The organism is Rathayibacter sp. AY1A5 (assembly GCF_002930875.1).
Taxonomy (GTDB): Bacteria; Actinomycetota; Actinomycetes; order Actinomycetales; family Microbacteriaceae; genus Rathayibacter.
This window is the reverse complement of sequence record NZ_PSTM01000002.1, coordinates 1-13,014: the sequence shown is the minus strand read 5'-3', so window position 1 is coordinate 13,014 and position 13,014 is coordinate 1. Positions and strand designations below refer to the sequence as shown.

Here is a 13,014-nt window from a genome sequence, read left to right as displayed (position 1 = left end):
TCGTCGGCCCGGCTCCTCTGGAGGAGCGCGGGCCGACGAGTCGCGGGAAGGGCCGTCCCTCGGGGCGGCCCTTCCTCGCGTCCGGGGGGATCGGCACGACCGAGCGGGCCGGGTGAGCCCGCCGTTCGATCAGGACGCGTCGGCTCCCGGCGACTCGCGACGCGGCACGGCCCCCGCGCGATGCACGATCGAGCGGATCAGCGCCTCGAGCAGGAGCGCCGCCCCGGCGAGCGCCACCGAGGCGGCAACCACCGACTCCGTCCAGGGCGTGGTGTCGTACGACTGGGAGCCGACGAGCGCGGGAGCGATCGCGAACGTCGCGACGAGGTAGCCGGGCAGCGTCGATCCGATCAGGAGGACGAAGGACGCGGCGCGGAGGGGCGACGTCCTCGCCACGAGGACCGCGAGGACGAGCAGGCCGGCGGGTGCGGCCAGACCCAGCAGGACCGCCGGGAGCATCGCCTGCAGGATCGTCGGTGCTCCGAGGATCCCGGACAGGACCGCGTGCAGGCCGAGGCAGCCGAACGACGCGGCGACCACGATCCGCATCACCGCGACCGGGCGCGGCCGTCCCGGACCGACCGCGGCGAGGACGGCGAGAGCGACGAGGAGGTGCCCGATCCCGAGCAGCTGCGCTGCCGATCCGACGTTCTCCCACGGATCGGAGGGCCACGAGTAGTCGTACCGGTGGTCCTCGATCGCCTGCTCGCCCAGGATCGGCCCGGCGACGGCCCAGCGCTGAACGGCGGCGAGCTGCTGCAGCCCGGCCCAGGCGAGCATCAGAGCGCCGGCCGCGAGGATCCGGCTCGAGCTGCGCTCTCGGGCTCCGGGACGTCCTGACTCCGCTGCTGTCATGCGGCCACGGTAGGGGCCGGGGCGTCCGGCACGGGTGGCCGGGAGGAGAACGTCTCGCCGCGATCGGTCCGCGCGAGACGCCTGCGCGCGATCCGTCGGGACCGGCCCCGGCACCGGTGGGGGATGCTCCGCGGGCCCGTTCCGAGGCCGACGCATCCTCCGCGCACCGGCCCCTGCCCTGTTGCGGACATGTCCGCTAGAGGCTGTTGTCGGCGGTGGGACCGGGTGCCACTGTTCGGAGACGGCCGCCCACGGTCGACCCGATCGAAGGCTCCAGCATGCGCTCTCCCTCCGCCTCCCGCCCGACCGACCCGGACGCCGGTACGGCCCGCTCGACCCCTGAGCGGAGGACGAGGCCTCGGCCGGCGCTCGACCTGCTCGCGCTGACGGCGACCGTCGCGCTCCTCCTCGGGACCACGGCTCCCCTGTCCGCGGTCGCCGCGGCTCCCGCTGCGACCGGTGTCGTCGGCTGGGGTGACGACTCCAGCGGGCAGGTCACTGCGCCGGCTGGGCTCACCGACGCGACGGCGATCGCCGCGGGCGGCTCCCACAGCCTCGCCCTGCGCAGCGACGGCACCGTCGCCGCCTGGGGCGAGGACAGCAGCGGGCAGGCCACCGTGCCGACCGGTCTGGACGACGTCGTCGCCGTCGACGCCGGCGTGAACCACAGCCTCGCCCTGCGGAGGGACGGGACCGTCACCGCCTGGGGCGACGACGGCGACGGGCAGGCCACAGTGCCGGACGGGCTCGCCGACGTCACCGCCATCGCTGCCGGCGGCTACCACAACCTCGCCCTGCACGGCGACGGGACCGTCACCGCCTGGGGATACGACTTCTACGGCCAGGCGACCGTGCCGGACGGGCTCAGCGGAGTCGTCGCCATCGCCGCCGGCCGATTCCACGACCTCGCGCTGCACCGCGACGGCACCGTCACCGCCTGGGGATACGACGCCTTCGGGCAGACCGACGTGCCCCCGGGACTCACCGGCGTCACCGCCGTCTCCGCCGGAGCCTCTCACAGCCTCGCGCTGCGCTCGGACGGGACCGTCGTCGCCTGGGGCAGCGACAGCGACGGCCAGTCCGATGTCCCCGACGGCCTCGCGGACGTCACCGCCGTCGCCGCCGGCGGGTACCACAGCCTCGCTGTGCGCCGCGACGGCACCGTCACCGCCTGGGGCTACGACGGCTTCGGAGAGGCCTCCGTGCCGGCGGGACTCACCGGCGCCACCGCCGTGTCCGGCGGCAGCTTCCACAGCCTCGCCCTCGGCGCTCGGCCCGTCTTCACGGCCGACGCCCCTCCGGCGACGGCGCCTCTCGGAGCGCCCTTCTCCTACACCTTCGCCACCGGCGGCGCGTCGACGTTCGAGCTCGCCTCCGGGTCCCTCCCGGCCGGCCTGACCCTCACCTCCGCGGGCGTCCTCTCCGGCACCCCGACCGTCGAGGGAGCGTCCTCCTTCACCGTGTCCGCCCGCACCACCTTCGGCACCACCACCGGCGCGCCCCACACCCTCACCGTCGGACCGGCGGCGACCGCTCCGACCCTCTCGGGGACGGCCGCGGCCGGCGTGGTCGGCTCCGCCTACGACTTCACGTACACGGCGACCGGATCCCCGGCGCCGGTCGTCACCGTCGCGTCGGGCACTCTGCCTCCCGGGCTCGCCCTCGACGGCTCAGGCCGCCTCACCGGCACCCCGACCACCGCGGGGACGTACGGCTTCACCCTCCGCGCGGTGAACCCGGCGGGCACCGTCGAGGCGGCGAGCACGCTGACCGTCTCTCCGCAGAAGGCGACCACGAGGGCCGACCTGCGCGTCGACGTCTCCGCTCCGACCACCGCGGTGAAGGGGAGGACGTTCACGTACACGCTCATCACGAAGAACGCCGGACCCTCCACGTCGGCGTCCGTCTTCTCGAAGGTGGTCCTCCCCCCGACCGTGCAGTTCGTCTCCGCCACGGGCTCGTACAGCCGCATCGGGAGCATCGTGATCTTCCCGCGCTCGAGTCTCGCGAACGGGCGGACCGTCACCGAGCGGATCACCGTCACGGCCACCGGCACCGGCACCGCGACCGCCTTCGCCGCCGCGTTCTCGGTCAGGACGCCGGACCCGTCGATCCGGAGCAACGCCGACACCGCCGCGACGACCGTCCGCTGACCGCGGGCGCAGGAGGACGGCGGGCGGGCCTCCGGGATCGCCCGCCGTCTCGATCCGCGAGGCACGGATGCACCCGGAATCCCCGTTCCCCGGCGCCCGACCCGCGGAGGGGGCGGCTAGAGCACGTCCGCGATCGCGGCGAACGTCCCGTCCGGGTCCTCGAGCTGCATGTCGTGGTGCACGCCCGGGAGCCGGCGCACCTGCCAGCCCCGCTGCTCGAACCGCGCGGCCAGGGCGTCCGGCAGCACCGCCGGCGACTGGTCGGAGAGCACGACCGTCGACGGGACCGCCGGCGCCTCGACCGGGACCGGGTGGAAGGCGACGTCCCGGAACACGCCGACGGCCATCCGCGCGTCGAACCTCTTCTTCGCGTCGTCGAGCAGCGCGCGGATCTCCGGGCTGTAGGCGGCGCGGACCGCGGCGCTCGCCCGCGCCTGCCCGAGCTGGGCGACGCCGAGCGACAGCAGCGGTGCCGCCCAGAACAGCCGTCCGCGCAGGCCGCTCGTGGGGAGCGACAGGGCGAACCCGGGATCGAGGTAGACGGCCCGGCCGGGCGCGAGTCCGGCGACGGCACGCTGCAGCACCGCGCCGCCGAGCGAGTGGCCGACCACGCTGTGGAGCCCTGCCGGCAGCGTCTCGACCAGGTCGGCGGCCATGTCGTCGATCCGGTACGACTCGGCCCGCGGGCTCTCGCCGTGCCCGCGCAGATCGACGGCGGTGACGGTGTGACGGCCGGTCGCGACGAGCCGCTCGACGAGCGGCCCCCAGGTCGCCGCCGACCCGCCGAGACCGTGCACCAGCCCGACGTGTCGCGGTCCGGATCCGGTGATGAGGGTCTGCAGGCGCATCCCCTGATCCTGCCCGAGACGGCGCCTGAGGCGGAGGCGCCGGGCGGATGCGGAGCCTGCTGCTGCACCCTCTGCGTCGACGATCGCGCCACATCTCCTGCCATCGAGGTGTGCGCTCTTGACTCCGCCGATGAGCGCTGGGAGGTTCTCCGGATGCGATGGCACTCCGCCGTCCGCCCGAGCAGCCGGCCGAAGAGAGGACCTCCATGACAGCGACGAGCAGAGCCACGGGAACGGTCGGCCGGACCGCCGTCGTCTTCGGGGCTGCGGGTCTCGTCGTCGGGGCCGTCGTCGGCGGAGCCGCCGTCTTCGGAGCGGGGCTCCTCCTCGACGACTCGAGATCGAGGATCACGATCCGGGACGTCACCCGCGCGGAGCTGGACGGACTCGAGCGCGCTGCCGCTCCGAGCAGGGGGGCCTGCGGAGATCGTCGTGGGTGCGTGGAGGGCGTCGACGGGCCCGGGGCGTCGATCCACCGCTACCACTCCCTCGATCTCGCGCGCCAGGCGACGGTGTACAACACGAGGGACGTCTACCGGTCGGACCGGCTCGTCGTCGAGTTCGAACCGGATCTGGGCCCCGATGAGCGGCACGACCTGATCCAGGTGATCGAAGGGACCTGGACCGGGAGCAGCGACTGACGGGCGTGAAGCGAGCCGCCCGGACGGCGTCGACGAGCGACCGGAGGGCGGGGCCCTCGACTACTCGCTCAGCGCCGATCCTCCTCCGGAATGCCCACCGGACAGGGGCCTCCGCAGGGGGTCCGCTCGGGTGCGGTCCGGGCCTACGCTCGCCCCATGCACATCCGCACTGTCGCGATGAGGCCTGGCGCCGCCGCTCTCGGGCCGGTCGGCGCGCCCCCACGGACCGCGCTGGACGACGTGCTCGCCCACCTGGTCGCGGCGCTCGCGATCGGATCCGGCCTGCTGCTGGTGCCGGCGGGCGTCGGCGGAGTGCCGCTGCTCGCCACGGGATCGACCGGAGCGAGCGCCTTCGAGGCCTGGACGCTGATCCGCACCACCGTGGCGCTGCAGGTCGGCATCGCCGTGCTCGCGATCGGTCTCGGCGCCGTGGCGCGGACGCGCGGTCCCGCGGGGACCCGAGCGGAGCGCTGGTGCGTGGTCGCCGCGATGAGCGCCGCGATCGGCGTGGTGCTGCTGGTCGTGCCGCCGGTCTGAGGACCCCCCGGGGAGCGTCGCCCACCGGCTTGTCCGGGTCGCAGTGCGCGCCCGTGACCGGACCGTCACCTCGCGCCGCGCGGCGTGATCGGATCGTTGCAGAATCCGGCACCGGCTGAGGTTCCGCATAGGACACACTCAGCGACAGGGGGCGAGCGTCCCCCGCTCATGGGGAAGCCGACCGCGATCAGCGGCTCGGAGGAAGCAGGAATCGTGCGCTCTGCGCGACGACGCCACGGCGTCACCGTCATCACCACTGCGGCACTGCTGGGGGCGCTCGCGTTCCCGTCCGTCGCTCTGGCCACCGAGGTCGTCCCTGACGCCGCCTCGAGCCCCGCACCGGCCGAGCCGGCTCCCACCGCGGAGCCGACCGCGACTCCGGAGCCCACGGCGACGCCGCAGCCGGCCTCGACCCCGGCCTCGACTCCGGCTCCGACCATCGCGCCCGTCGAGAGCGCGCAGTCGCCCCTGGCGATCGCCCTCGACCGCACCACCTACGAAGCGGGCTCGGCGTTCTCCGCGATCCCCTCGGCGGAGGGCTGGGCCGGCGGCCTGGACGTGTCCGGGACCGGTTTCCAGCCCGGCACCGTCGCCGTCGTCGTGCTCCGCGACGGCGCCTCGGAGGAGGCCGTCACCACCAGCGTGATCACCGCCTCCGGCGAGCTCCGCCTCCAGGACTGGCTCCCCACCGACGCGGACGGCGTCGCGGTGGACCCCCACCTCCCGCTCCCCGGCGAGACGATCTCCGTCGTCGCGGAGGGACTCGACGCCTCGGGCGCCCGTGTCGCCTCCGATGCCGTCGAGCTGACCGTGACGCAGCCCGACACGAGCGTCGCCTTCCAGAACCGGGAGGACGGCGGGGTGCTCCCGGCCGGTGCGGACATCCAGGTCGGTGAGTTCCGGATCTACGGCGTCGTCGCCTCGTTCCGCGGATTCGACCGCGGCGAGGACGTGTCCGTCACGCTCACCGCGCCCGACGGCAGCACCTCCGCCCTCGTGCCCCCCGCGCCGACCCCGCTCTCGGGCGAGGCCTTCGTCCTGCTCGACGCCGACACCATGGCGGACCAGCTGGGCACCTTCTCCGTGACCGCCGCGGGAGAGACCAGCGGACGCTCCGTGACGTCGTCGCTCGAGCAGGTTCCCTCGCGCACCGCGATCCGGATCTGGCCCCAGGGGGCTTCGCCCGAGCCCGCCCCGGCGGACGGACAGCCCACCAGCGGTGGCGCTCTCCTCGGCTTCGGCGCGGACGAGACCGTCTCGATCGGCGTCTTCTCGACCTCGGGTGCGCGCCAGACGCTCACGGGCGGCGGCTCGAGCCTCGAGGTCGGCGTCGACGCGCTCGGCTGGAGCCTGATCTCCCTCGGCCAGTACCCGCTGCAGGACCCGGCGAGCGAGATCTACTGCGTCATCGCCCGCGGCACGTCGAGCGGTCTCGTGGCGAGCACCTCCTACGACTACACCCTGACGGAGGAGGACCCGATCGCCGGAGAGGCCGACTGCTCCGCCGCGGTCGCCGCGGTCACGGCGCACCCTGTCGGCGCCGCGCCTGCAGGGCACCCGGCCGGCTCCGGACCCGCTGCGCAGACGGGCGGCCACCGCCCCGTCCTCGCCTCGACCGGCGTCTCGACGACCGCGCCGCTCGCCCTGGCCGCCTTCGGCATCCTCGGCGGTCTCGCCCTGACGGTGCGCCGCCGCCGCGCGTAGACGGCCGCGCACCACGCACGACGAAGGCGCCCGGGCACACCGCCCGGGCGCCTTCGCCGTCGCGAGACCCGTCGGGTCAGTCGGACGGCACCGCGCAGGTCTCCTCCGCCGCGGTCTGGCCCGGAGCGTCGACGGCGACGGGAGCGGGATCCGTCGGAGCCGCGCCGCCGTCCGCGGGCGCCTCCGCCGCGGGCGCCTCCTCCGCCGGAGCGTCGGATGCGAGGGTCACCGGCTGGTCGTTGAGGACGCGGTTCATGAGCTCGGCCCCGACCTCGGCGTTGGGCACGACCTTGCCCGGGTAGTCCGGGTCGTCGAGCGCCGGGTACTGCACGAACACCATCTTCGAGAGGTCGACGTCCTTCAGCGCGAGGGCGAGCGAGATCATCGTCGCCGGGCTCGTGAGCGACGTCGACAGGTGCACGTTCGACGAGGTCGCCTGCGCGAGTCCGTAGAGGGCGGGGATGTTCGAGAGGGTGTCGGCCGAGCGGACGGTGCGCATCAGCGAGGCCAGGTACTGCTGCTGCGACGAGATGCGGCTGAGGTCGCTCTGGTCGCCGACGCCGTGGCGGCTGCGGAGGAACGAGAGGGCCATGGACCCGGAGACGGTGGAGGTGCCGGCGGGCAGGTCGAGTCCCGAGTCGGTGTCGAGGATCGGACCCGTGAGGCAGATCGGGACGCCGCCGACGGCGTTGCTCATCTCGATGACGCCGTTGAAGGACACCCAGCCGGCGTAGGGCACCGTCAGGCCGGTGAACTGCTGCAGGGTGTCGTTGACGCAGGCGAGCCCGCCGTACTGGAACGCGGAGTTGAGCGGGACGCCGGCGGCCGCCTCGGTGACGACGCCCGTCTCGGGGTCCGTGCAGGCGGGACGGTCCAGGATCAGGTCGCGCGGGAAGCTGATCACCGTCGCGCTGCGATGGTCGGCCGAGACGTGGAGCAGGATGTTGACGTCGTTGAGCGTGTCGTCGCGGACGCCGAACGTGTCGCCCTGCGTGGCGTCGTTGTCGGTGCCGACCACCAGGACGTCGAAACCGCCCTCGACCGCGCCCATCTGCACGTTCCCGGCGGTGGGAGGAGCGACGCCGAGGTCGACCGCGTTGTCGGCGACGTTCCGGCTGATGCTCACCGTCGCGATCGCCACGAGCGAGGTGGCGCTGACAGCGAGGACGCCGACCACCGCCGCGATCCCGACCACCACTGTCCGCACCCCGGACCGCCGCCGGAGCCGCCCGTGCCGCACCGCGCGCTCGTGAACCCTCATGCGCTCCCACCCCTCGCCCCGCCCGCCCGTTCGCGGACGCAGTCGCTCGCCAGTGTAGGCAGGCCCCCTCCGATGCGGCGCGGAACGGCCCTGCTACCGTCGTGCGCGCATCGAGGAGCGGAGGAGGAGCCGTGGAACGCCGAGTCGTCGATCCCGTCACGCAGATCGAGTGGATCGTCCCGCCGTTCGCGACCGAGGAGGACACCCTCGCCCGCGCGCGGGCCGATCGGGAGGGGCGGCTCGCCGACCTCCGCCTGTACCCGGACCACTGCGCGGAGTATCCGCTCTGGGCGGTCGACGGCCCGATCGACGATCCGGGTGCGATCGGCGTCCCGGAGGCCCTGCACGGACCGCTGCTCCGCTGGCAGGAGCTCTGGGCGTCCGGATGCGACGTGTTCGAGGGCTGGAGGAGCGCCGAGGCGGAGGAGCGCTGGCTCGCCCTCGGCCGGGAGCTGCACACCGAGCTCGAGGCCGCCCTCTGGCTGACGACCCGGGTGCTCGCCTGCTTCTGAGGACTGCTGCTCGGACATCCGCGGGAAAGCCGGCGCAACCCGTCCCCGGACCGGCCCCCGCGTGCCTACCCTGGACGGTGCGCTCTCCTCGTCTTCTGCAGCAGGTCGTCGGCAAGCTCGGCGGGCAGCGGCCCGCGGCCCCGGTGAGCCGTCGAGCGCAGCGCGCGCTCCTCGCCGAGCAGACGGTCCGCGGAGTGCTCGAGCTGGCCGTGCGGCTGGGCGAGACGCTGCTCTCGCTGGGGTCCGCGGCCGCCGAGGTGACCGAGACGATCCAGCGGGTGTGCCGCGCGTACGGCATCGAGTGCCAGGTCGACCTCACCTTCACGTCGATCCTGGTCGTGCACGACGGAGGCGACGACTCCCCCAGCGTGAGCGTGCTGCGCGTCGTCCCCTCCCGCAGCGCCGACTACGAGCGGCTCGCCCGCGTGACGGCGCTCGTCACCGCCATCACCGAGGGCTCGCCGGAGGTGCGGGTCGCCGACGCCGTCGATTCCGCCGAGGCCCGCGAGGAGGCCCGGCACCAGTTCGAGGCCGCGCACGACCGGCTCGACGCGATCCTCGTCCAGCCGCACCGCTACCGCCGCGGAGTCGTCACCCTCACGCTCGCGCTGATGGCCGCGGGCGTCGCGCTCCTGCTCGGGGGCGGACCCCTCGTCGTGCTCCTCGCCGCCGCGACGGCCGCCGCGATCGACCTGGTCAACCAGCTGCTCGCCCGCTGGGGCCTGCCCGCCTTCTTCCAGCAGATCGCCGGTGCCGCGGTGGCGACCGGAGTGGCGGTGGTGCTGCTCGCGGTCGTGCCGCGGCTGCCCGTGGAGCTGGCGGTACTGCCGCCCGCGCTCGTCGTCGCGTCGGGGGTGGTCGTGCTCCTCGCCGGGCTCTCGTTCGTGGGAGCGGCGGACGACGCGATCAACGGGTTCCCGATCACGGCGGGCGGCCGGCTGCTCGAGGTCGGGCTGCTGACGCTGGGCATCGTCGTCGGGATCGCCGTGGTGCTCGACGGCGCGCGCTCGCTCGGGGTCGAGCTGGTGCTGGTCGACTCCTACGCCCGCCCCTGGCCTGCCGCTGTGCAGGTGCTCGGTGCCGGGGTCGCGGCCGGCGCCTGGGCGCTCTCGTCGCACACCCCGCCGCGGCCCACGCTCATCGCCGCCCTCACCGGAGCCGGCGCGTTCCTCGTCTCCGACTCCTTGACCACCTCGGGCTTCGCGCCGCTCATGGCCAACGCCCTCCCGGCGCTGGCGATCGGCCTGCTCGGCGAGATGCTGGCCGAGCGGATGCGGGTGCCCGCCGTGGTGACGACCGCGTGCGCGATCGTCCCCCTCCTGCCCGGCCTCACCCTCTACCGCGGCGTCCTCGGCCTCACCTCGAACGCCGGCCCGAGCGCCGGGATCGAGCTCCTGCTCCAGGCGGGCATGATCGCGCTGGGCCTCGCCGGCGGAGTCACGCTCGGCCGGATCGCCTACCGCCGCCTGCGCACCCCGATCGTGCGGGCGGTGGCGCCGGTCCGCGCCCGGACCCGCCGGGACCGCGGGATCGAGCAGGCCCTCGCCGCCGACGTCCTCTACCCCGACGGCGCCGAGGCCGGGCAGGCGGACACCGCGCAGGTCGTCACGGCGCCGGGCAGCGGATCCGGCCTCACGGCGTCCGACCCGTCGGCGCCGGCCGCGGTCGACCCCGCACCGCTGCCCGACGAGCCGGCGCCGGCCGCCGAGGAGCCGTTCACCCGCACCGGGATCGTCCCGATCGTCAGCACGATCGGCGTGACGGAGCCGGTGCCGATCGTCACCGAGGAGGATCCGGCCGACCGGGGCTGACGACAGGGCCTGCTCCCGCGGTCGGCTCCTCGCCGCAGAGGGAGGCGCCGCGCCGGTCAGTCCGCGTGGCCCCGCACGACCGCGGTCCGGCGGGTGTCGATCACGATCACCGAGCCGAGCACGATCAGGGCGAGCGACACCGAGGCGAGCGTGTCGGTCAGCCAGTGGTAGCCGAGGTAGAGCCGGGCGACGATCTGGCCGGCGATCATCCCGAGCGAGAGCGCGAAGCCCCCGATCATCCAGCTCCGGGAGGAGCGGCGGGAGGCGAGGAGGAACGTGGTGATCAGGAAGAAGTCGCTCACGCCGGTGACGTGGCCGGAGGGGAACGAGAAGGTCCCGTCGGGCCCGAGCAGCATGTACTCGACCGGCGGGCGCATCCGCATCACGAGGTGAGCGGCCAGCTGCACGCTGAGCATCCCGACGAGCATGCCGCCGGCCAGGAGGATCGGCCGCCAGAGGTGCCGCGCGAGGACGAACCAGAGCACGAGCACCGCCAGGATGATGACCGGCAGGTAGACCGGCCCGAAGACGGTGGCGAGCGCGTCCATCACGACCGTGCCCTCGGCGGAGCGCTTCTCGCGGAACCACTCGGCGACGACCGGATCGAGGACGGTGAGGCCGGTGCCGCTCGCGACCTGCGCGGTGAAGGCCGCGAAGAGGACGACGCCGACGCCGATGAGGCCGAAGCCGGCCCGGTCGAGGCCGCGGCGCGCCTCCGGGGCCATCACGCGCTCCTCCACGAGGAACCGCTGGTGGAAGCGGGCGCGGCGAGAGAGGGCGGGGGTGCTCATCCGCTCACCCTAGGGCTGCGGAGGCGCCGCCGACCGGGCCGTTCGCTCAGCGTCCTGCCGTGTAGTGCGTCTGGATCTGCTCCGGCGTGAGGACCGTCGAGTACACCGCGGCGTAGCGCAGGCTCCCGCCGAAGTACGAGGAGCCGACGTTCGGCCACTGGCCGCCCAGGCTGTCGTATCCGATCTTCCAGGTGCCCGTCGTGTTCTCGGCCGTGCGGTACGTGCTGTTCGAGGCGACCTTCACGCCGTCGACCCAGAGCGCGATGCCCGCCGTCGGCGAGAGCGTGGAGACGACGTGGTGCCAGAGCCCGTCGTTGACGGCTCGGGTGCTCGTGATGGTCTGCGCGGCGCCGTTGTAGACGCCGAAGACGAGCTTGCCGTCGGCACCGATGTAGGTGTGGCGGTCGTACTGGCCGCCGGGAGCGGTGGCGCCCGCGCTGAAGCTGAAGAGCTTGCCGCCGGCGTTCGTGGTCTTGAACCAGATCTCGGTGCTGAAGGTGCCGGGGTTCCTGATCTCCAGCGGCGTGCTCAGGTACTGGTTGGTGCCGTTCGGCGTCCACGAGCCGCCCGCGTCGCGCGGGCAGGCCTTGGGCGTCGCGGCGGAGCTGACCATCGCGGTCGGGAAGAGGCTGGTGGAGCGGTAGGTGCCCGGGTACTGGCCGGAGTCCGTGTCGGGCGCGGTCGTCGATCCGCTCGGCTGCGCGAGCGTGTAGGAGAAGAGCGCGGCCCCGCGGTCGGCGGCGAGGGCGCCGTCGCAGGTGAAGAACGCGGCGGCGCTGCCGACCGTGTTGGTCGAGTTCAGGATCGAGGCGGTGTACGCGCCGGAGGTGGCAGGGGCGGTGAGCAGCACGGCGGCCAGGGCGGCGGCGGCGAGGGCGGCGACGACAGACCTCGGGCGGGCGAGGAGGGTGCGCAGCCGCGCGGCCGGCGAGGCGGAGGAGAGGCGGTGCCGGCTCATGCCGTCTCCTCCTCGCGGGCGGCGCGGCGGCCGCGCTCGGCGGTCCGCTCCGGCTCCCCGGGGAGGCCGACGAAGACCGTGTAGAGCACCGGGATCGCGCAGAGCAGGACGAAGAGGACCCAGCCCCAGAACGGCAGGTGCAGAGCGGAGGAGAGGGCGTAGGCGTCTCCGTCGTGCGCCGGGATCTGCAGGCGGCCGACCTGTCCGGAGACCAGGTCCACGGGGTCGGCGCCCTCGGCGCTCACGCGGATGGGGAGGACGCCTGTCGAGACGAGCGTGGCGTTCGTCGTGCCGCTGTCGACGGTGGCCTCGAGGACGACGATGCCGACCAGCGGGCGGAGCACGAAGACGGTGACGGACGCGACGAGCGAGAGGCCGAGGATCCGCATCGACGCCCGCTGGGTGGGCGAGGCGATGAAGCGGGTGAGCAGCTGCACGAGGACGGCGCCGATGATCAGCAGCGGCAGGCCGCGCACGAGCCAGCCGAGCACCGGCAGCGCCGTGGTGACGACTCCGATGAGCTGGTCCTGGCCGGTGGCCCACGGATCGACGGCTCCGTTGATGTCGCCCTGGGTGCGGAGCGTGCCGTCGTCCGCGATCTCGACGACCCGGTGGGTGTAGGTCTCGTCGGGCGTGGTGGTGGGGTGGAAGCTGACCGCGTCGCCGACCCGGACGTCCTCGAGGGCCGTCGGCTCGGTGAGGACGAGGGTGCCGACCGGAGCGGCCGTGCCCATGGAGGGCGTCTGCACGATGAACCAGCGTCCGCCGGACGCGTGGAACAGGAGCGCCGCCGCGACCAGGACGGCCAGCAGAGCGGTCGTCGTCCCGATCAGGGCGGTGCGGAGGAGGCGGACACGATGACCCTCGTCGACACCGCCGACCTCCGCCTCCCCGAGTCGCCCGCGACGCCCGAGTCGCCCGCCCCGACGGCTCGCCCCCGCAC

Annotated in this window: 12 protein-coding genes; 6 read left to right on the top strand and 6 right to left on the bottom strand. The window is 74.2% G+C overall.

Features of this window, described 5'->3' with window-relative positions:
• Positions 1–129: 129 nt before the first annotated feature.
• On the bottom strand, positions 130–855 hold the full coding sequence (locus C5B98_RS01335) for a hypothetical protein (protein WP_146076857.1): 726 nt from the start codon (positions 853–855) through the stop codon (positions 130–132).
• Positions 856–1,133: 278 nt separating this feature from the next.
• On the opposite strand from C5B98_RS01335, the gene C5B98_RS01330 reads away from it, so the two are divergent.
• Positions 1,134–3,008 (top strand): DUF11 domain-containing protein, encoded by a 1,875-nt coding sequence (locus tag C5B98_RS01330; protein ID WP_104327178.1) that lies wholly within the window; start codon positions 1,134–1,136, stop codon positions 3,006–3,008.
• A 116-nt stretch (positions 3,009–3,124) separates the two neighbouring features.
• Here C5B98_RS01330 and C5B98_RS01325 read toward each other — a convergent pair whose 3' ends face one another.
• Positions 3,125–3,856 (bottom strand): alpha/beta fold hydrolase, encoded by a 732-nt coding sequence (locus C5B98_RS01325; RefSeq protein WP_104223312.1) that lies wholly within the window; start codon positions 3,854–3,856, stop codon positions 3,125–3,127.
• Between the two features lie 206 nt (positions 3,857–4,062).
• On the opposite strand from C5B98_RS01325, the gene C5B98_RS01320 reads away from it, so the two are divergent.
• The 3 genes from C5B98_RS01320 (at position 4,063) to C5B98_RS01310 (ending at position 6,738) form a co-directional block, all read left to right on the top strand.
• Entirely contained in the window at positions 4,063–4,497 is a 435-nt protein-coding gene (locus C5B98_RS01320) for a hypothetical protein (protein WP_104223313.1), read from the top strand.
• 156 nt (positions 4,498–4,653) lie between these two features.
• Positions 4,654–5,034 (top strand): hypothetical protein, encoded by a 381-nt coding sequence (locus C5B98_RS01315; RefSeq protein WP_146076856.1) that lies wholly within the window; start codon positions 4,654–4,656, stop codon positions 5,032–5,034.
• Between the two features lie 213 nt (positions 5,035–5,247).
• On the top strand, positions 5,248–6,738 hold the full coding sequence (locus C5B98_RS01310) for a hypothetical protein (protein ID WP_146076855.1): 1,491 nt from the start codon (positions 5,248–5,250) through the stop codon (positions 6,736–6,738).
• 76 nt (positions 6,739–6,814) lie between these two features.
• Here the strand turns inward: C5B98_RS01310 and C5B98_RS01305 are convergent, their stop codons facing one another.
• Positions 6,815–7,999 (bottom strand): LCP family protein, encoded by a 1,185-nt coding sequence (locus C5B98_RS01305; RefSeq protein ID WP_146076854.1) that lies wholly within the window; start codon positions 7,997–7,999, stop codon positions 6,815–6,817.
• A gap of 131 nt (positions 8,000–8,130) precedes the next feature.
• On the opposite strand from C5B98_RS01305, the gene C5B98_RS16765 reads away from it, so the two are divergent.
• Both C5B98_RS16765 and C5B98_RS01300 read left to right on the top strand, forming a co-directional pair.
• Positions 8,131–8,511: a hypothetical protein gene (locus tag C5B98_RS16765; protein ID WP_104324363.1), complete on the top strand. Its 381-nt coding sequence runs from the start codon at positions 8,131–8,133 to the stop codon at positions 8,509–8,511.
• A gap of 77 nt (positions 8,512–8,588) precedes the next feature.
• Positions 8,589–10,322, top strand: coding sequence for a threonine/serine exporter ThrE family protein (locus tag C5B98_RS01300; RefSeq protein WP_181065422.1), 1,734 nt, complete (start codon positions 8,589–8,591; stop codon positions 10,320–10,322).
• Between the two features lie 56 nt (positions 10,323–10,378).
• On the opposite strand, the gene C5B98_RS01295 is transcribed toward C5B98_RS01300, so the two are convergent.
• The 3 genes from C5B98_RS01295 to C5B98_RS16760 form a co-directional block, all read right to left on the bottom strand.
• Positions 10,379–11,113: a phosphatase PAP2 family protein gene (locus tag C5B98_RS01295; protein ID WP_104223319.1), complete on the bottom strand. Its 735-nt coding sequence runs from the start codon at positions 11,111–11,113 to the stop codon at positions 10,379–10,381.
• 46 nt (positions 11,114–11,159) lie between these two features.
• Positions 11,160–12,071 carry a LamG domain-containing protein gene (locus tag C5B98_RS01290; RefSeq protein ID WP_104223320.1) on the bottom strand — a complete coding sequence of 304 codons (912 nt, stop codon included), beginning with the start codon at positions 12,069–12,071 and terminating at the stop codon, positions 11,160–11,162.
• On the bottom strand, positions 12,068–13,014 hold a 947-nt coding region (locus C5B98_RS16760; RefSeq protein ID WP_104327177.1), incomplete at its 5' end, for a S26 family signal peptidase. The genes C5B98_RS16760 and C5B98_RS01290, both read right to left, overlap by 4 nt.

What these genes read in the sequence shown, in the direction of transcription:
- C5B98_RS01315 (WP_146076856.1), top strand. Translation starts at nt 4,654, where the DNA reads ATGCACATCCGCACTGTCGCGATGAGGCCTGGCGCCGCCGCTCTCGGG.
- C5B98_RS01335 (WP_146076857.1), bottom strand. Translation starts at nt 855, where the DNA reads ATGACAGCAGCGGAGTCAGGACGTCCCGGAGCCCGAGAGCGCAGCTCG.
- C5B98_RS01305 (WP_146076854.1), bottom strand. Translation starts at nt 7,999, where the DNA reads ATGAGGGTTCACGAGCGCGCGGTGCGGCACGGGCGGCTCCGGCGGCGG.
- C5B98_RS01295 (WP_104223319.1), bottom strand. Translation starts at nt 11,113, where the DNA reads ATGAGCACCCCCGCCCTCTCTCGCCGCGCCCGCTTCCACCAGCGGTTC.
- C5B98_RS01330 (WP_104327178.1), top strand. Translation starts at nt 1,134, where the DNA reads ATGCGCTCTCCCTCCGCCTCCCGCCCGACCGACCCGGACGCCGGTACG.
- C5B98_RS01320 (WP_104223313.1), top strand. Translation starts at nt 4,063, where the DNA reads ATGACAGCGACGAGCAGAGCCACGGGAACGGTCGGCCGGACCGCCGTC.
- C5B98_RS01325 (WP_104223312.1), bottom strand. Translation starts at nt 3,856, where the DNA reads ATGCGCCTGCAGACCCTCATCACCGGATCCGGACCGCGACACGTCGGG.
- C5B98_RS01290 (WP_104223320.1), bottom strand. Translation starts at nt 12,071, where the DNA reads ATGAGCCGGCACCGCCTCTCCTCCGCCTCGCCGGCCGCGCGGCTGCGC.